The 17,953-nt window shown below is 56.9% G+C and carries 12 protein-coding genes; 6 read left to right on the top strand and 6 right to left on the bottom strand.

Annotation, left to right across the window (positions count from 1 at the left end; genetic code table 11):
* Window positions 1–9 precede the first annotated feature (9 nt).
* Window positions 10–3,207, top strand: a complete 3,198-nt coding sequence (locus tag SIC19_RS13725; RefSeq protein WP_075194349.1) for an efflux RND transporter permease subunit — start codon at window positions 10–12, stop codon at window positions 3,205–3,207.
* A 128-nt stretch (window positions 3,208–3,335) separates the two neighbouring features.
* On the opposite strand, the gene SIC19_RS13730 is transcribed toward SIC19_RS13725, so the two are convergent.
* From SIC19_RS13730 to SIC19_RS13750, 5 genes are all read right to left on the bottom strand, one after another.
* The gene (locus SIC19_RS13730; protein WP_127401876.1) at window positions 3,336–4,658 is read right to left on the bottom strand and encodes a sensor histidine kinase; all 1,323 of its coding nucleotides are present in this window, start codon (window positions 4,656–4,658) and stop codon (window positions 3,336–3,338) included.
* Window positions 4,659–4,687: 29 nt separating this feature from the next.
* Window positions 4,688–5,359 (bottom strand): response regulator transcription factor, encoded by a 672-nt coding sequence (locus SIC19_RS13735; RefSeq protein ID WP_036208683.1) that lies wholly within the window; start codon window positions 5,357–5,359, stop codon window positions 4,688–4,690.
* Between the two features lie 268 nt (window positions 5,360–5,627).
* Window positions 5,628–7,769 carry a TonB-dependent receptor family protein gene (locus SIC19_RS13740; protein WP_075194351.1) on the bottom strand — a complete coding sequence of 714 codons (2,142 nt, stop codon included), beginning with the start codon at window positions 7,767–7,769 and terminating at the stop codon, window positions 5,628–5,630.
* 243 nt (window positions 7,770–8,012) lie between these two features.
* Window positions 8,013–8,786, bottom strand: a complete 774-nt coding sequence (locus SIC19_RS13745) for a copper resistance protein B (protein WP_221886055.1) — start codon at window positions 8,784–8,786, stop codon at window positions 8,013–8,015.
* 11 nt (window positions 8,787–8,797) lie between these two features.
* Window positions 8,798–10,663 (bottom strand): copper resistance system multicopper oxidase, encoded by a 1,866-nt coding sequence (locus tag SIC19_RS13750; RefSeq protein ID WP_127401875.1) that lies wholly within the window; start codon window positions 10,661–10,663, stop codon window positions 8,798–8,800.
* Between the two features lie 378 nt (window positions 10,664–11,041).
* On the opposite strand from SIC19_RS13750, the gene SIC19_RS13755 reads away from it, so the two are divergent.
* The 5 genes from SIC19_RS13755 to astB are packed head-to-tail and all read left to right on the top strand — an operon-like array spanning window position 11,042 to window position 17,245.
* Entirely contained in the window at window positions 11,042–12,259 is a 1,218-nt protein-coding gene (locus SIC19_RS13755) for an aspartate aminotransferase family protein (RefSeq protein WP_127401874.1), read from the top strand.
* A 50-nt stretch (window positions 12,260–12,309) separates the two neighbouring features.
* Window positions 12,310–13,326: an arginine N-succinyltransferase gene (locus tag SIC19_RS13760; RefSeq protein ID WP_127401873.1), complete on the top strand. Its 1,017-nt coding sequence runs from the start codon at window positions 12,310–12,312 to the stop codon at window positions 13,324–13,326.
* Window positions 13,327–13,363: 37 nt separating this feature from the next.
* Window positions 13,364–14,410, top strand: coding sequence for an arginine N-succinyltransferase (gene astA / locus SIC19_RS13765; RefSeq protein WP_127401872.1), 1,047 nt, complete (start codon window positions 13,364–13,366; stop codon window positions 14,408–14,410).
* A 5-nt stretch (window positions 14,411–14,415) separates the two neighbouring features.
* The gene (gene astD, locus SIC19_RS13770; RefSeq protein ID WP_127401871.1) at window positions 14,416–15,891 is read left to right on the top strand and encodes a succinylglutamate-semialdehyde dehydrogenase; all 1,476 of its coding nucleotides are present in this window, start codon (window positions 14,416–14,418) and stop codon (window positions 15,889–15,891) included.
* A 13-nt stretch (window positions 15,892–15,904) separates the two neighbouring features.
* Window positions 15,905–17,245: an N-succinylarginine dihydrolase gene (gene astB, locus SIC19_RS13775; RefSeq protein WP_127401870.1), complete on the top strand. Its 1,341-nt coding sequence runs from the start codon at window positions 15,905–15,907 to the stop codon at window positions 17,243–17,245.
* Window positions 17,246–17,266: 21 nt separating this feature from the next.
* On the opposite strand, the gene SIC19_RS13780 is transcribed toward astB, so the two are convergent.
* Window positions 17,267–17,908 carry a TetR/AcrR family transcriptional regulator gene (locus tag SIC19_RS13780; protein ID WP_036208701.1) on the bottom strand — a complete coding sequence of 214 codons (642 nt, stop codon included), beginning with the start codon at window positions 17,906–17,908 and terminating at the stop codon, window positions 17,267–17,269.
* Window positions 17,909–17,953: the final 45 nt, after the last annotated feature.

A 17,953-nucleotide genomic window follows, 5' to 3' on the forward strand; every position in this document is an offset into this window, starting at 1 on the left:
GGAGCCATTATGTTCAACCGAGTAGTCGACTGGGCGGTTCAGAACCGCCTATTGGTTCTTATTGCACTCGCTGTGCTTATCGCCACGGCCGCATTTCAGATCCCAAAACTGAATCTTGATGCTTTCCCTGACGTTACAAACGTCCAGGTCGCTGTTAATACTGAGGCGCCCGGACTAGCGGCTGAGGAAGTCGAACAACTGATCACCTATCCAATCGAAGCGGTAATGTATGCCTTGCCCGATGTCGAGGAGGTTCGGTCCATCTCCAAAACCGGGTTGTCCGGTGTCACCGTGGTCTTTAAAGAGGGCACGGATATCTATTTCGCGCGCCAGTTGGTGTTCGAACGGTTACAGGCCGCGCGGGAGCTGATTCCGGATGGCGTCGGGGTGCCTGGAATGGGCCCGAATACGTCCGGTCTCGGCCAGGTCTACCAGTACTTGCTGATAGCGGACCCGGATTCGGGGTACGACGCAATGGAATTGCGCAGCTTGCACGACTGGCTGGTCAAGCTGTTGCTGATACCGGCTGAAGGGGTTACGGAAATCCTGTCGTTTGGCGGAGAGGTTCGCCAGTACCAGGTGAATCTGAATCCGGCTCGGATGCTGTCCTATGACCTATCACAGAATGACGTCATGGAAGCCCTGGAGAACAACAACTCCAATGTCGGTGGTTGGTACATGGGCCGCGGGCAGGAGCAACTGGTTATCCGTGGTATGGGCTGGTTGGGCAGTGGCGAGGAGGGCCTGGAGCAGATCCGACAAGTACCCGTGAAAACCAGTGATGGCATCACGGTGACCGTGAGCGACGTCGCTCAGGTGGCGTTGGGCACTGAGATCCGCCAGGGTGCGGTGACCATGACCCGGAAGGATGAAGCCGGTCAGGTTGAACAACTGGGTGAAGTGGTTTCTGGCATTGTACTCAAACGAATGGGGGCCAACACAAAAGCCACCATCGACGGCATCGAGGCCCGCATTGATCGCATAAATCAGGCGCTTCCGAGTGGGGTTCGTTTTGAGCCCTATTACAACCAGGCGGATCTGGTGACCAAGGCCGTAGAGACGGTGACCAATGCGCTTTTGTTGGCTTTTGTGTTTATTGCGATTGTGCTTGCCCTGTTCCTGATGAATCTGCGGGCAACAACGCTGGTGCTGCTTTCAATACCGATTTCCATCGGTATTGCACTGATGATCATGGCCTGGTTCGGTCTCTCGGCCAACCTGATGTCTCTGGGCGGTATTGCTGTGGCAATTGGCATGCTGGTGGATGGCTCTGTTGTCATGGTTGAGAACATGTTCAAGCATCTGACCCATCCCGATGCTGAGCATGACGCCCACCGGAATGAGTTGGCTGAAGGCGACCCCGATCCACTGGATGCATCGCACGATGATCGTGGCATTGCACTTCGACTGCAGGAAGCGGGCCGGGAAGTGGCGCGGCCGATCTTTTTCGCGACGGCGATTATCCTGGTCGTTTTCATGCCTCTGTTCAGCTTTGAAGGTGTGGAAGCCAAGCTTTTCCAGCCAATGGCGATCAGCATCATGCTGGCCATTGTGTCCGCTGTGATCGTCGCTCTGGTGGTTGTACCCGCGCTGGCGTCATACATGTTCCGTAAGGGTATCCGGGAGCGGGAAAGCTTCATTCTAAAACCCCTGGAAAAGCTCTATCGCATGGGGCTTGCCTGGTCACTGAAGCATAGCCGCGTGGTTGTTGGCGCGTCGGCTGTTCTTGTTGTGCTGGCGGCGCTGATTGTGCCACGACTCGGTACTGAGTTCGTGCCTGAACTGGAAGAGGGCACGATCAACCTCCGGGTGACTCTGGCTCCCTCATCAAGCCTCGATACGGCGCTTGAAGTGGCGCCAAAACTGGAGGCCATGCTGATGGAGTTTCCAGAGGTGACTTACGCTCTGTCCCGGGCGGGGCGGGCGGAAATAGGCGGCGATCCGGAGCCCGTGAACAACATCGAGATCTATATCGGCCTTAAGCCAACAGCCGAGTGGACCAGCGCCAGTAATCGCTATGCATTGCAGGCCCTGTTTGAGGAGAAGCTCGAACAGCACCCGGGGCTACTGTTTAACTTTTCTCAGCCTATCGCGACCCGGGTTGATGAATTGTTGTCAGGTGTTCGTGCGCAGTTGGCCATCAAACTTTTTGGCCCGGATCTCGACGTACTGGCGGAGAAAGGTCAGCAGATTGAAGCGGCGGTCCGAACAGTTCAGGGAACACGGGATGTGGCCATGGAGCAGATTGCCGGTGAAGCGCAGTTGGCGGTTCAGCCTGATCGTCAGGCACTCTCCCGGTACGGACTCGCCGTGTCTGATGTGATGAGCGTCGTCCGGGACGGACTGGGTGGTGCCGCTGCGGGCCAGATCATCAGCGGCAACGAGCGGTATGATATCTATGTGCGTTTGGCCAAACGTTTCCGGGAAGACCGGGATGCTATTGCCGATCTCAGGTTACAGGCGCCGTCCGGAGCCTGGGTGAGACTTGGTGATGTGGCCGATGTGTCTATTGAGTCTGGCCCGCCCCAGGTGCGCCGCGACGACGTTCAGCGCCGTGTGGTCATTCAGTCCAATGTGCAGGGTCGTGACATGGGCAGTGTGGTTGCCGATATTCAGGATACCATCGCGTCAGACGTGAACCTTCCCCCCGGATATTCGGTGGATATTGGTGGTCAGTTCGAAAACCAGCAGCGAGCTCAGAAGCGATTGACCATTGTGGTTCCTGTATCTCTGGGCCTGATCGCGCTGTTGCTGTACTTTGCTTTCAGTTCGGTCGGTCAAGCATTGTTGATTCTGGTCAACGTGCCGCTTGCCGTTATTGGTGGCGTCTTTTCACTCTGGATCTCCGGTCAGTATCTTTCAGTGCCCAGTTCCGTTGGATTTATCACACTGTTTGGTGTGGCTGTGCTGAACGGGGTCGTTATGGTCGAAAGCATCAATCAGCGAATACAGGATGGGTTGAACGTGGATACCGCGGTGTTTGAAGGTGCCGTCTCCCGTTTGCGTCCTGTCTTGATGACAGCAATAACCTCGGCGCTTGGTTTGATACCGATGCTGTTGTCGACGGGCGTGGGTGCGGAAATCCAGAAGCCACTGGCCAGCGTGATTGTTGGTGGCCTTATCACCGCAACTTTCCTGACACTCTTTGTTTTGCCGGTTCTGTTCGGTCGCTTTTCGAGAGCCAAGGTGGGTGATATTCAGCGGTAGAACATAGGGAAGGCCGCAGGGAGTCTGTAAGTGGATGAGTTCATGTTGTCCGGTGAGCTCGTTCACGGGCAACCTCCGGAGCAGAGCCGAGAGCCTGAAGGCCGGATGTGTCATGATGAGTGGTCTCGCTAGTCCGGAAACGGCAGTAAAATCATAATCCTGGCTCCTCCGTTTTTCGAGGATCCGATTTCCAGGTGTCCGAGGTTGTCTTCGACAATCTCGGACACGATGGACAATCCGAGCCCAAATCCGGCGACCGTTTCATCCAGCCTGGTGCCCCTGTCCATGACAGTGGCTGCCGCCTCGGGAGAAATTCCGGGGCCATCGTCCGTTACTTCTATGGAGAGTCCTGATGACGTGCGGACGATTGTAACGTCGACGGTTGTCTGGCACCACTTTCCACCATTTTCGAGTAAATTGCCAAGCAGCTCTGAAAGATCCTGCCGCTCCATTGGCCAACTGAAGTTTTCGGGTAAGGTGGTGTGGAGGCGGAAAACCGTATCAGGGAATATTTTTTCCATGACGGTGATGACACTTGCCGTGATTTCAACCGGCATGCACGTTCGTCCCATCTGTCTGCCTGATATGTCTGCCTTGCTCATCCGGTAGTTCAGGGATTTGTCAAGCTCCCGCAAGTTAGAGGTCATAAACACAATATCCTCCCGGGACGGAGGCAAGGTGTCGATGTCCGACAAAATGGCAAGATTGGCAGAGATAGAGGTTTTGACCAGGTGAGAGAGATCAGAATTCAGGCGGCGGTGGCGGTCCAGACGCCGGTTTGACAGCTCAAGCAAATCATTGAGCTGGCGGATCAGCGGACGAAACTCTTCCGGTACGTGAGGGTTCAGACGACTTTGTTTCCCGGATTGGAGCCGTCTCAGATCCTCTTTTATCTTACTGATGGGCTTTAACGTCAGATGTGTGGTGGTTCCAATCAGAGCCAGCAGTATCGCGAGAAGAACGGCCGAGGCGCCGAGCAATGTCAGGTGGGCCTTCAGCGGTCGTTCAGAGAGCGCCCCCTCGGTTTCAAGAACGCTGATTGAGGCCAGTTTTTCACTGGCGGAGAAAATGCGTTTGAGCCCGAAAAGCGTGTTCGCACCCTGCGCTATGTGGATGAAACCCTCGGGCTTCTCTGCAGCGCCCTGCAGTTGGCTCTGGTCAAAGTTCGGGCTCGCCAGGACGCTTCCGCTAGCCGTTTCGATGACGATGGCATGCCCCAGAAGCATTTCAAACTGATTGATCATGTTGCTGAGGTCGTCGGTTGTGGGGGATTCAGCCTCAATGATTGCCTGAAAGTTTTCCAGCTCTTTGTTCAGGTGTTGCTTCCTGGACTCGTCCGATAGTTGCTTTATCACGTAGGTGTGTGAAAAGAATATCAGAGTAAAATATACGAGGCTGAAAACAGCACCATACTGAATGGCTGTTCTGCGGATACTTTTCGGAGCAGACATATTTTAACCTGGTTGGTTCACTCGGGCGTTCAGCGGTTAGGATCTTTTTCGAAGTAGTAGCCCTGGCCACGCAATGTTTTTATTTTATTGACCCCTATTATTTTTCTAAGCCGGGTTATGTAAACCTGAACGACATTTCTGGTGGGGCATCTTTCTATGTTGTAGAGGGATTCAACCAGTTCGTCCTGGGAAAACACTCGGTCCGGTGAACGGAGGAAACACTGTAAAAGGCGGAATTCCGTAGCTGTCAGTCTGAACTCTTTCTGGTCGGGCGTGGTAAACGTTCGGTAGGTGGCGTTGAGACTGAATCCGTCAACACTGATCTGGTCTGTCGTTCTGCCGTCCTTTCTTCGGATAATCGCACTGAGCCGGGCTTTCAGTTCATCAAACTCAAACGGTTTGGGAAGGTAATCATCAGCTCCCGCATTCAACCCTTCTACTCTCTCAGTCCAGTTGGAGCGTGCGGTCAGAATAAGGATGGCCTCTTTTTTCCCGTTTTTTCTCCATCTTTGCATTAAAGAAAGTCCATTTTCATCGGGCAGTCCGATATCGAGAATAACGGCCTGGTAGGAGCTTGTTTCAATCAACGAGTCCGCTTCTTTGCCGGTTTTGGCGATATCTACTGTGTAGTGCGCCTGCGCAAGCCAGTCCGATATTTTTTTGGCAAGTACAGCATTGTCTTCAACAATCAGAATTTTCATTTGTAAGCGCCGTTTTTCGTGGTGGGAAAGTTTCGCTCGTCCGCTATGGATTGTAACAGTAACGAAGGAATCAGGATCTGAAAAGCCGGTTATTAGCGTTGTCCAGGTTGGCTCTTCCGAGGTTGGCGACGCTGCGGTCCAGATCATCAATGGCGCGAAGTTCTCAGGCGAAGTGGCGCCTGAGTGTGAAAAAGGGATTATCGGAGTGCCCCAAAAATCCGGCTCCCGAGGAGTGGAAGCCGGATTTTCAGCAACCTCCGTTCACTCATCAGAAATTGACACTTACCCCCAGTGAGGCAGTGCGAGGCAGGTTTGCCATGGCACCATCAGGCAAGCGTGAAACAATTTGCTGCTCATCGAACAGATTGTCCACTTTCAGGAAGACATCGGCACTGGCGGTCAGTGCGTAGCGGCTGATGAAATCGACCAGGACCAGGGACTCGGTCTCGTCCAGTTTCGTCGCGGTGTTGTTGCATCCCGCGCTGACGCACATCTCATCGACGTAGGTGGCCACAAGGTAGTTGTCCCAGCCACTCGGGTGCTCCATGCCTGTGCGGAAGCTCATCTGGTTTTCAGGTACGTCCTTGAGCTGCTCACCTTTTCTCAGGCCAGAGGCGGCATTGTCCTTGCTGATCTCCGCCTGGGTAAAGGTGTAGGTAAGGCTGACCGGAAGGTAGAAATCGCCCGCCCGGGTGCCGGTCTGGAGCTGGAATTCCGCACCGGCAATTTCAGCCTCGCCGGTTATAAAGCTGCCAGAGGTGGCGCCATTGCTGCACGGCGAGCCCACGGAGCAGTTTTCGGCCTTGTTGGAAAAGTCGCTGTAGAAGCCGATCACTTCCGCGAAGAACGCATTGCCAAAGTAGCGGACGCCAGCTTCCCAGTTCTTGCTGGTTTCCGGTTCTTCGTTTGCCCTGGCACCACCCCCGAGAGGGGAGAAACCTCGGTGCACGCCGCCCAGAACCTGCCAGCTTTGGGTCAGGTCGTAGGTAAAGGAAGCGCCGGGCAGGAGTTCAGCGCTGTCATTGGCGCGGGTGCTGTCGATGGTTGTGCGGCCGGGATCCGCGTATTGGGTGCGACTGGTCTGCACATCCTCGTAGCGCAGGGCCAGATTAATGCTGAGCTTGTCCGTCGCCTGCCATTTGTCGAGTGCCCAGAAGCTCAGGGCTTCGCCGGTCTCGAAGCGGTTGTTGCTGCCCGTTGGGGCCACGCTGTTCTGGAACACCAGGGAGCCATTGACCTGGTCGTACACATCCACCGGCTGGAAGCGATCCATTTCATCTTCGTGGGCGCGGGCGCCGAAGTCGAATTCGTGGTTGCCAATGGTTACATCGAAGTTTGTCTGCACGCCCTGGGAGACGTACTCCCTGGCGTTGTTCTTGTAATTCAGGCCGCTGGTGTCAACGGTACCGTCGAGAATACCCTGGGCATTGGCGTCTCCGGCGTTTGCCGCGTCGATGATGTTTCCGCCGCCACTGAGCTTGTACCAGTTGCGCTTAAAATCGTTGCGGTAGAGAGTCGTGGTGCTGCTGACATTGTCGCTCCACTCAAACTGATGAGTCAGGCTGACACCGGAGTGGGTGTTATCCATCTGGTCGGGACTGGACAGCCCGTAGCGCCGGTTGGGATCCTGGCTGAAGTCCGCATCGGTCAGGCCGAGGTAACTGGAGTTGGAGGTTTCTTCGGAGTATTGCAGCTTGGCGGTCACGCTCTGGCGATCTCCCTGCCAGCGTAGCTTGCCGACATAATCACTGATGTCGAAGCCACTGTTGCGGTTACTTCGGTCAATGTCCTTGAAGCCTTGCGCTGAGCGCTGGACCGTTTCAAACAGGTAACCCCAGTCACCGTTCGTGTCGCCATAGGTTGCATGAACGTCGGTGGAGCCGCGCTCGTTGGTGACGGCTTCGACGTAGCCCTTCTGCTCGTCGGGAATGGGTGTGGAGATCAGGTTGATCACACCGCCGGTGGTTTGCGGGCCATAGCGCAGCAGCGGCGCACCCTTGAGTACTTCCAGCGAGGACATGCGCTTCAGCGTCGGGAAATAATAGGCGGCCGGATTGGAGTAGGGTGCCGGCGCGGTCAGTACGCCATCTTCCATCAGTGTGACATTGCTGCTGCGCTCGGCGGTGGCACCGCGAATGCCAATGTTAGGGCGCAGGCCCTGACCTTCCTCTTCCCGTACATACACGCCCGGGACGGTTTTCAATACCTGGCTGATGTCGGCCTCAACCTCGGTTTTCAACTGCTGATCGCCAACTACATAGCCTGACCCCGGCAGAGTTTGGGCTGCAGACGCATCGCCAATGATTTCCATAGGTTCAAGCATCTGGGGCTGGTCATCGCCGGCGGCCCAGCTCATGCCCGGGGCAAGGCTGATCGCCATAGCCAGTGATAGTTGGGAAGGTTTAAACATGTGTTTCTCCGCAATCATTCGTATTTGAAGATATAAATAGCAATGATTTACAATTGCAAATGAGAATTTACGGATTGTTCATGATTAAGTCAATAATTAGTGTTAATGACCGGGAAAAGTGTCAACAGGCTAAAAAGGTTGAATTTCTGTTAAACGGGCGATCCGAAGGTCAGTTCGGGTTGGGAGGAGGGTATCAGCTGGCCCGCACCCCGGGGCCAGCTTTTTCTATAGGGCTTTATGGTGTTAAAACCACCACCGGACGCCTGCCACGAAGCTGGAGGATTCGACGTCTTCTCCCTCGCGCTCACGAAGGTCCTTTGTATTGCCGAGAAAGCGGGTGTAAGAAACACCCACGTAGGGTGCAAACTCCCTCGAAAAGTGGTATCTCAGGCGGAGCCCCAGGCCCACATTGTTGATGCCACTACCGACGCCCCATTCCTCGACATCGCTGAAGGCGACGAGCGTTTCGCCGCGGCCCTGCAAAATGAGCCTTTGGGTCAGCAGCCAGTCGTACTCGGCTTCAAGATCGTATGACACGTCACCGTCGTCGGTCACTCTGAAGTTGGTGTCTACCTCAAACCAGTACGGGGCAAGTCCCTGCAATCCAACGATGGCAGAATAGCGTTCCTTATTAGGGCTGGGGCCAAACGTTGTCTGGGCACCCAATCCTGTCTGTAAATCCCAGAAGCGATCAAAGCGATAGCTGTACTGCACATCAAAATTTTCGATGTCGCCGCTGTCGCTGGATAGATCGGTCTCACCTTCCGTTTCGACCCATAGCCGATTGCGATCTTTGCCAATCCATCCCTGGGCATCCCACAGGGCCATTTCGTTGTTGCCGTCACGCTGGTATTCCAGCCGGTCAAACAGAACCTGGCCAAACACCTGGTTGTCGTGTATTGGCAGTGTCCAGTCCGGTTCGGCCTGAACGCCAGTACCGGCGGCGCCGGCTCCTGAGGCAATCGTGAGGGCTGAGGCGCCCACAATCCACTTGATGCGATTCATCATAATGCTCATCCCCTATCCCGTTAAACGACCGACACGACACGAAACATGCCTGCGTCCATGTGGTACAGCAGGTGGCAATGGAAAGCCCAGTCACCCGGTGCATCCGCCGTAATCAGCGCGGATACACGCTCGCCGGGTTTGACGGAAATCGTGTGTTTGCGTGGACGATACTCACCCGCACCGGTTTCCAGTTCCATCCACATGCCATGCAGGTGAATGGGGTGATCCATCATTGAGTCGTTGACGAGGATCAATCGCAGGCGCTCGCCATGGTAGAACTTGACCGGGCCATCGACTTCAGAGAACTTTTTGCCGTCGAACGACCACATGTAACGTTCCATATTGCCGGTAAGGTGCAGTTCCACTTCGCGTTCGGCCGGGCGCTTGTCGGGCCAGCCATCAATGCTCTGCAGCTGGGAATAAGTCAGCACCCGATGATTGGCTGTTTCAAAACCTACACCAGGGTCATCCAGGCGTGACTGCGGGCTGGAAGCCACCATGGCCGCCCCGGGACCGTGATTGTCAGGGCCATGGGATATCGGCCGACCCGCCGTCGGGACCTCATTCATCGTTGCTTTGTCCGAGCTCATCTTGTTCATTCCCGAGTCGGCGCCATCCATCATCATTTTGCCATGGGCTTTGTCGTTGCTGCCCGACATCATCGCCATCTTGCCACCCATGTCCATGCCGCTGTCCATGTTCATATCGCCGTCCTTGCCCATGGCGCCCATGCTCATCGCGCCCATGCCCATGGCGGCCATACCGCGCTCGGTTCGCGGATACATGGGCGGCACTGGCGCCTCTATTCCCTTGCGGGTGGCCAACGTTCCGCGCACATACCCCGACCTATCCTGTGACTGGGCAAACACGGTATGGGCCGTGTCGGTTGGCTGTACGATCACGTCGTAGGTTTCCGCCACGCCAATGCGAAATTCATCCGTTTCTACGGGCTGCACTGGCTGGCCGTCAGCGGAAATAACAGTCATCGGGAGTCCCGGGATACGGACATCGAAGAAGGTCATCGCCGAGGCGTTGATGAATCTCAGGCGAATTTTCTCGCCGGGACGGAACAGCCCGGTCCAGTTGCTGGCGGAAGGCGACCCGTTCATCAGGTAGGTATATTCAGAACCGGTTACATCCAGGATATCCCGGGGACTCATTCGCATTCTGCCCCACATGCCGGCTTTGCTCCACGCGGCATCCCAGCCCATGGTTTCGACATCTTTGAAGAAGTCGCCAACGGTGCGCTGGTTGTAGTTGTAGTAGCCCTCCGCCACTTTCAGATTGCGGAATACGTCGTCGGGAGAATCAAAGGTCCAGTCGGAGAGGACCACAACGTATTCGCGATCGTAGGCCACCGATTCCGGCTCGGCAGGATCAATGATAATCGGCCCATAATGGCCCAGCTGTTCCTGAAGGCCAGAGTGGCTGTGGTACCAGTAGGTGCCGTGCTGTTCGACCGGAAAACGGTACTCAAACGTTTCGCCGGGCATGATGCCGGGAAAGCTGACGCCAGGAACGCCATCCATCTGGTACGGCAGAATCAGACCATGCCAGTGAATGGATGTTGCCTCCGGTAGCGTATTGGTGACACGCAAGATTGCCTCGCGCCCCTGCTTGAGGCGCACCAGAGGCGCCGGCAGAGTGCCGTTGATGGTGATGGGCTGTTCCGAGACTCTGCCCCCTATCTTGAGAGGTGTTCTCGCGACGGTCAGGTCGTAGATGTCAGCGCCATTACGCACGGTGTGGTGTGCGTTAGAGTTATCGAGTTTGCCTCTTGCAAACGCAGGCAAAAGGCTGTCGTAGCCGGCAAGAAAACCCATTGCAGCCGCGCTTTGGATAAGTCGCCTTCTGGACAGCCGCGTACCCTGATTTTTCAAGCTCATGCTTTGCTCCTGTCTTTGCTGGCTTAACTGAAAAACGGAGAGCTCAAATCACTAGGTTAACAGTTCGTTCATTGGATCATATGCAAGCTCTTGCGTTTCACGCCTTGGGGTATGTTAAATGACGCTACTGAAACGAAACTGAATACGCTTTCAGCATTGATGCCGTCATTTGTAGTCTTGAATGAAAGCCAGCGTCTGTTTAGCGTAGCCCGATTGTTTAGCGACGATAGCACTTGCGTTCCGGTGGCCCCCTAAGTGTCAGTGAGTCTTGTATGCAGTAAACCGGCCGGGAAGGAATGGTGAGTGCAACGGATGTGCTCATGCCCTGAGTGGCGTATGATTAACTGTATCTTTTCACGTTTTGTTTGAGAGACACCGATGAACAGAGAACCTGTCAGCCGTGAGTTATTCGATGAGGTAATGGTCCCCAACTACGCACCCGGGTCTGTGATTCCCGTCAAGGGTGAAGGCTCCCACGTTTGGGATCAGGAGGGTAAGGAGTACATCGACCTGGCGGGTGGCATTGCGGTGACCTGCCTCGGTCATAATCATCCCGGCCTTGTGGGCGCGCTGATGGAGCAAGCCGAGAAAATCTGGCACCTGTCCAATGTCATGACCAACGAGCCCGCCCTGCGGTTGGCCAAGACCCTGTGTGATCTGACCTTTGCCGAGCGTGTGTTCTTTGCCAATTCCGGTGGCGAGGCCAATGAGGCCGCGTTCAAGCTGGCCCGTCGCTATGCCTGGGAACATTTCGGCGCGGAAAAGAATGAAATCATCTCCTTCAAGAGCTCGTTCCACGGCCGCACCCTGTTTACGGTCAGCGTGGGTGGCCAGCCCAAGTACCTTGAAGGTTTTGAGCCTGCGCCAGGAGGCATTCATCACGCCGATTTCAACGATCTTGAGTCGGTCCGGAAGCTGATCTCCAGGGAAAAGACCTGTGCGGTGGTGGTAGAGCCTATTCAGGGCGAAGGTGGCGTCATGCCCGGCGATCCGGAATTCCTCAAGGGCCTGCGCCAGCTCTGTGACGAAAACGATGCCTTGTTGGTGTTCGATGAAGTTCAGTCCGGCGTGGGCCGCACCGGGCACCTCTATGCCTACCAGATGTATGGCGTAACTCCGGATATCCTGTCCACGGCCAAGGGGCTTGGCGGTGGCTTCCCGGTGGCGGCCATGCTGACCACGGAGAAGGTAGCGAAAAGCCTGGGTATCGGTACCCATGGCAGTACTTATGGCGGCAACGCCCTGGCGTGTGCTGTTGCCCAGCGGGTAATTGATACGGTGAGCCAGCCGGATATCCTCAAGGGCGTTGCGGCGCGTTCGGAGCGCCTGCGGAAGGGGATGATGGACATTGGTGAGCGCTACGGCATCTTCAGCGAGGTTCGTGGCTCCGGCTTGCTGCTCGGCTGTGTACTGACGGAGGAGTGGAAAGGCAAGGCGAAGGAGTTTCTCAATGCCGGCCTGAACGAAGGCGTGATGGTGTTGATTGCCGGCCCGAATGTCGTGCGGCTGGCGCCATCACTGATTATTCCAGAGCCTGATATTGATGAAGCGCTGGCGCGGTTTGAAGCTGGTGTGAAAAAGGTTTGTGGTCAGTAGCAGACGTTAATCCGCGACAGTAACCACAAGCATGATGACAGGAGCCGCCTATGTGGCTGGTACGTCCGGCTCAGCCGGGTGACCTGAACGACATACTCGACATCGCCGGGGGCCAGGGCCCCCGGATGTCATCCACCCTGCCCAAAAAACAGGACGCACTGTCCACCAAGATTGATCAATCCACCCGCTCCTTTGCCGGCACAAACAAACCCGACGAACCCAAGCGGTTCCTGTTCGTACTGGAAGACACCCGTACAGGCAAGGTGCAGGGCGTATCGGGTATCGATGCCCGGGCGGGTAATGGGCAGCCGTTCTACAATTACCGTCAGGACGCACTTATCCATGCCTCCCATGAGCTGGGCGTTTCGCGCCGGGTGGAGGTTCTGTACCCATCCCATGCGCTGACCGACCACACGTTGTTGTGCTCCTTCGCCATCAGGCCGGAGCTGCGTGGTACTGACGCCTTCGAGCTGCTGTCCCGTGCCAGGATGCTGTTTATCGCCAGCCATCGCTCGCTGTTCACGAATAAGGTGGTTGTGGAGATCCAGGGTGTGCAGACTGAAGACGGGGAGGTGCCGTTCTGGGACAGTCTGGGGCGGCATTTCTTTAATATGGATTTTGAAACCGCGGACCAATATTCCGGGTTGTTGAGCAAAACCTTTATTGCAGAACTGATGCCGCCCAACCCGATCTACGTCACGCTGCTCAGCCAAGCCGCTCAGGATGCGCTTGGGCAACCTCACTCACAAACCCAGGCGACGTACGAGTTACTTCAGTGTGAAGGGTTCCGGGCTGGATGCTATCTCGATATCTTCGATGCCGGGCCGGTACTGGAAGCTCGCACCGATGCGCTCAGGTCTGTTGTGACCAGTCATCCGAAAACCCTGCATGCCGCCCATACTGACGATGGCGAAACATGCCTGATTTGTGGTGGTGAGGGCGGGGATTTTCGCAGCACGCTGACCCCGCTCTCGGAGAGCCTGCAGGACCAAGTGAAAGTGCCGCCGAAAACCTGGGAATACCTGGGCCTGAGCTCCGGTGACACGGTACGGGTGACACCATTATGAACAGGGCAAGCACAGCAAGCACAGACAGGAGGCCGGAATGCTGGTAATCCGACCCTTGCAGGAGAACGACCTCGACGCCCTGTACGCCATGGCACAGGGCGCCGGAAAGGGATTGACGACATTGCCCGCGGATAGGGCACTGCTGGCAAGGAAGATCCAGCATGCGCAGGAAACCTTCAACCAGCGCTGCGCACCTGAGGCTGGCTTGTACCTGTTTGCTCTCGAGGATACCGAGCTCAAACGGTGTGTGGGCATCAGCGGCATACAGGCGCGAGTGGGCCTGGATGAAGTGTTCTATAATTATCGGCTGAGTGTGACGGTGAATGCCTCCCGCGAGCTCGACGTGCATGTGCGCACCCCGACGCTGCATCTGTCCAATGACATGACCGGTACCACCGAGGTCTGCTCACTGCTGCTTTCGAGTTCCCATCGGGGTGGTGGCACCGGTCTGCTGTTGTCCCGTTGCCGGTTCATGTTCCTGGACGACTTCCGTTCGCACTTCTCCGAGAAAGTCTTCGCCGAGATGCGGGGGGTGTCCGACAGCAACGGCCAGAGCCCACTGTGGGATGCCCTTGGAAGCAAGTTCTTCGATATGGAGTTCAGTGAGGCGGATATGCTGTCAGGCCTTGGCAATAAATCGTTCATTGCCGAGCTGATGCCCAAGTACCCCATTTATCTGCCCATGCTGCCGGACGCTGCACGGGCGGTTATTGGCCGTGTGCATGAAAACACCGAGCCTGCGCTGAAAATGCTGCAGGCGGAAGGCTTTAACTTCAATGGCATGGTGGACATCTTCGATGGCGGCCCGGCGGTTGAGGCCTTCATTCACAGTATCCGTACCGTGCGCGAGGGAATCAACCGCCACGTTATGATCCGCAAGAAGCCGCTGGTGATGGATGTCCCGGCGGAGCAACAGGTAATGATATCCAACCGCTCGTTCCGAGACTTTCGGGTAACGACCATACCGGCTGAGTGCATAGGGCTCGATACTGTCAGCATTCCGGCCGATGTGGCCGAAGCGCTGGAAGTTGAATCCGGAGACCTCGTGCGGCTGGCCCCTTTGAAAGATACCGGAAGGAGGTAATGACAATGGCAAACCTGACAGGTCAACTCTTTATTGATGGACTCTGGCTGGAAGGCCATGGCGACTTTTTCGAATCCCTCCAGCCGGTCACCGGAGAGACGGTCTGGGATGGCGTCAGCGCCAGCATCGAAGACGTGGACGCCGCCGTGCGCGAAGCCCGCTCAGCGTTTGTCCACTGGCGCAAGCGCCCGTTCAGTGAGCGCCAGGCCCTGGTGGAAAAATTTGGCACTCTGCTGGAGGAACACAAGGAAGAACTGGCGCACCAGATCGGCTCGGAAACCGGAAAGCCCCTGTGGGAATCCCGCACCGAAGTGGCAGCGATGATAGGCAAGATCGGAATCTCCGTTGCCGCCTATCACGACCGCACCGGTCACTCCGAATCCGACGTTGCTGGCGGCCATGCTGTATTACGGCATCGCCCCCATGGCGTGGTGGCGGTGTTCGGCCCCTATAATTTTCCCGGGCATCTGCCCAACGGGCATATCGTGCCGGCGTTGCTGGCGGGCAACACCGTGGTGTTCAAACCCAGTGAACTGACCCCCGGTGTCGCCGAGCTGACCGTGAAACTTTGGGAAAAGGCCGGCCTTCCTTCCGGCGTCATCAATCTTGTGCAGGGGGCAATGCCGACCGGTAAATCCCTGTCGTCGCATCCGGGCGTTGATGGGTTGTTCTTCACCGGCAGTTCCACGGTAGGGCACCTGCTGCACAAGCAGTTTGGTGGTCAGCCCGAGAAGATCCTGGCGCTGGAGATGGGCGGCAACAATCCGCTGATCGTCCAGAACGTGCATGACCTGGATGGCGCGGTGCATCACGCCCTCCAGTCCGCCTTCCTGTCGGCGGGTCAGCGTTGCACCTGCGCACGTCGTTTACTGGTACCAAAGGGTACCAAGGGCGACCAGTTCCTGGAGCGCTTTGTTGAAGTGGTCAGCCGCATCACCGTGGGCGATTTCGATGCGGAGCCGCAACCGTTCATGGGGTCGGTAATTTCAAAAGAAGCGGCCGACAAGCTGTTGGCGGCCCAGAACAGCCTGGTGACGAAGGGTGGGCAACTGCTACTGGAGATGCAGAGTCTGCGGGAAGGCACCGGCCTGTTGTCACCGGGCATTGTGGACGCAACCGGCCTGGACCTGGTGGATGAGGAATTCTTCGGCCCGTTGCTGACGGTATACCGCTACAAGAGCTTTGATGAGGCCCTGGAGCTTGCGAACAACACCCGCTATGGACTCTCGGCGGGCATCCTGACCGATGACCACAAACTCTACGAGCGACTGACGGACGAAGTGCGCGCGGGCATCGTCAACTGGAACCGGCCGTTGACGGGCGCCAGCAGTGCCGCGCCGTTCGGTGGTGTCGGGGCCAGTGGCAACCATCGCCCCAGTGCCTACTACGCTGCCGATTACTGTGCCTGGCCGATGGCCTCGCTGGAGGCGAAGAAGAGCGAAGTGCCGGACAGCCTGGCACCCGGGTTAAATTTCGACTGACGGAAGACGAGTCATGGCCAAGCACGCAGTAGAAGCCAATTTCGATGGCCTGGTAGGGCCTACCCATAACTATGCCGGGCTGTCATGGGGCAATGTGGCGTCCAAGTCCAACGTTCGCTCGATGTCCAATCCGAAGGAGGCCGCCCTGCAGGGGCTGGCGAAAATGAAGCGTCTGGCGGATCGCGGTTTTGTCCAGGGTGTTCTGCCACCCCATGAACGCCCGCATATTCCGACCTTGCGGGCATTGGGGTTTACCGGTTCGGACCGCGACGTTCTCAGCGCGGCCGCCAAACAGAGCCCGTCCATCCTGGCTGCTGCCTCGTCGGCGTCTACCATGTGGACGGCCAACGCCGCTACGGTGTCGCCGAGTGCGGATACCTCCGATCACCGCGTGCATTTTACGCCGGCAAACCTGAGCGCCAAGTTCCATCGCTCTATTGAGCATGTGGTCACCGGCCGGGCACTGAAATCCATCTTCGCGGACGACGCCTGGTTTGCCCACCATCCGGCGCTGCCGTCGGTCAGCCAGTTTGGTGATGAAGGCGCCGCCAACCACACCCGTCTGTGCGGCGGGTATGGTGAGCCGGGCGTTGAACTGTTCGTATACGGCCAGATCGCCTTCAACGAACAGGCTCCGGCCCCGAAACTGTATCCCGCACGCCAGACACTGGAGGCCTCCCAGGCCATCGCCCGCCTGCATGGCCTGAAAGACAGCCACGTGGTGTTCGCCCAGCAGAACCCCGCTGCGATTGATGCCGGGGTGTTCCACAACGACGTTATCGCCGTCGGTAATGGCAACGCTCTGTTCTACCATGAGCTGGCGTTTCTGGATGAAGAAACCGTGCTGGCTGATATCCGCTCGCGCCTGACAGGTGCAGAACTGGAAGCCGTGCGTGTCACCAGTGAGCAGGTGCCGCTGGAGGACGCTGTGGCCTCCTACCTGTTCAACAGTCAGTTGCTGAATACGCCCGATGGCATGATGCTGGCGGTGCCGGGTGAATGCCGTGAAATTGCGTCGGTCAGCCGCTATCTGGACGAGTTGGTGAACGACTCGGGGCCGATTACGTCGGTGGAGGTTTTCGACGTCAAACAGTCCATGCGCAACGGTGGCGGCCCGGCATGTTTGCGTTTGCGGGTGGTGCTGAACGACGACGAACTCAAGGCCATGCACCACGGCGTATTGCTAACCGACTCCCTGTATGAACGCCTGACTACCTGGGTCGAGGCGCATTACCGGGAGGAGTTGTCGCAGGAGGATCTGGGCGACCCGATGCTGCTTGACGAAGTCCGTAAGGCTCTGGATGAGTTGACCGGGATTCTTGGGCTTGGGTCTATCTACGATTTTCAGCTCTAATCCGGTTATCGTCCTCCTTTCTCAGGACGAGATAGAGGACGTCAGCATCTCCATGGTATGACGGATCAGTGATTCCGCAGAAACGTTGTCTTCCAGGCCGCTCTCAGTCATTTCGCTCTGACATAGCATGATGACGCCGTGGAGGGCGCCACGGAGGTAGAGCGCGGTTTCAACCGGATTGTGGATGCGCTCGCGGTTCATGGTGCCGTCTTCCAGCCCCAGGTGTATCGCGCCGACCATCAGCTCCATGGTTTCTGCCTTGCAGCCAAACATCTCGCCTGCCAGCTCGTCATCTGCGTCGACCATCGCCGTGGAGGCTGTTGTCAGTGCGGAGAAGTAATCCGGCTGCTCGCGGTAGAAGTTGTAATAGGCCACTCCCATGGCGGATATCTGAGCCAGCCCGGTGTCCGCCGTCTGGCGAGCCTCCTCGAAGCGGCGGCAAAGGCTGTGGCCGGCACGAAGCATGATGCCGCGCTGGATCGCCGCCTTGTCCTTGAAGTACACGTACAGCAATGCACGGCTGAGCGCGGCCGTGCGCGCGATGTCGTCCATGGATGTGCGCTCGTAGCCCTTCTCCGAAAACACCAGTTCCGCAGCATCCAGAATGCTGTCGTACCTGGCCTGCTTCTCTTTCTCTCTACGGGTTTTTAACGGCTCACTCATAGGGGGTTCCGGGTAATGGAGACTGCCATCTCATGATACATGGTT

This window comes from Marinobacter sp. MIT930201, from assembly GCF_047122665.1.
GTDB lineage: Bacteria > Pseudomonadota > Gammaproteobacteria > Pseudomonadales > Oleiphilaceae > Marinobacter > Marinobacter salarius.

Coding starts and splice junctions, on each gene's coding strand:
- SIC19_RS13725 (WP_075194349.1), top strand. CDS start 10: ATGTTCAACCGAGTAGTCGACTGGGCGGTTCAGAACCGCCTATTGGTT.
- SIC19_RS13730 (WP_127401876.1), bottom strand. CDS start 4,658: ATGTCTGCTCCGAAAAGTATCCGCAGAACAGCCATTCAGTATGGTGCT.
- SIC19_RS13735 (WP_036208683.1), bottom strand. CDS start 5,359: ATGAAAATTCTGATTGTTGAAGACAATGCTGTACTTGCCAAAAAAATA.
- SIC19_RS13740 (WP_075194351.1), bottom strand. CDS start 7,769: ATGTTTAAACCTTCCCAACTATCACTGGCTATGGCGATCAGCCTTGCC.
- SIC19_RS13745 (WP_221886055.1), bottom strand. CDS start 8,786: ATGAGCATTATGATGAATCGCATCAAGTGGATTGTGGGCGCCTCAGCC.
- SIC19_RS13750 (WP_127401875.1), bottom strand. CDS start 10,663: ATGAGCTTGAAAAATCAGGGTACGCGGCTGTCCAGAAGGCGACTTATC.
- SIC19_RS13755 (WP_127401874.1), top strand. CDS start 11,042: ATGAACAGAGAACCTGTCAGCCGTGAGTTATTCGATGAGGTAATGGTC.
- SIC19_RS13760 (WP_127401873.1), top strand. CDS start 12,310: ATGTGGCTGGTACGTCCGGCTCAGCCGGGTGACCTGAACGACATACTC.
- astA (WP_127401872.1), top strand. CDS start 13,364: ATGCTGGTAATCCGACCCTTGCAGGAGAACGACCTCGACGCCCTGTAC.
- astD (WP_127401871.1), top strand. CDS start 14,416: ATGGCAAACCTGACAGGTCAACTCTTTATTGATGGACTCTGGCTGGAA.
- astB (WP_127401870.1), top strand. CDS start 15,905: ATGGCCAAGCACGCAGTAGAAGCCAATTTCGATGGCCTGGTAGGGCCT.
- SIC19_RS13780 (WP_036208701.1), bottom strand. CDS start 17,908: ATGAGTGAGCCGTTAAAAACCCGTAGAGAGAAAGAGAAGCAGGCCAGG.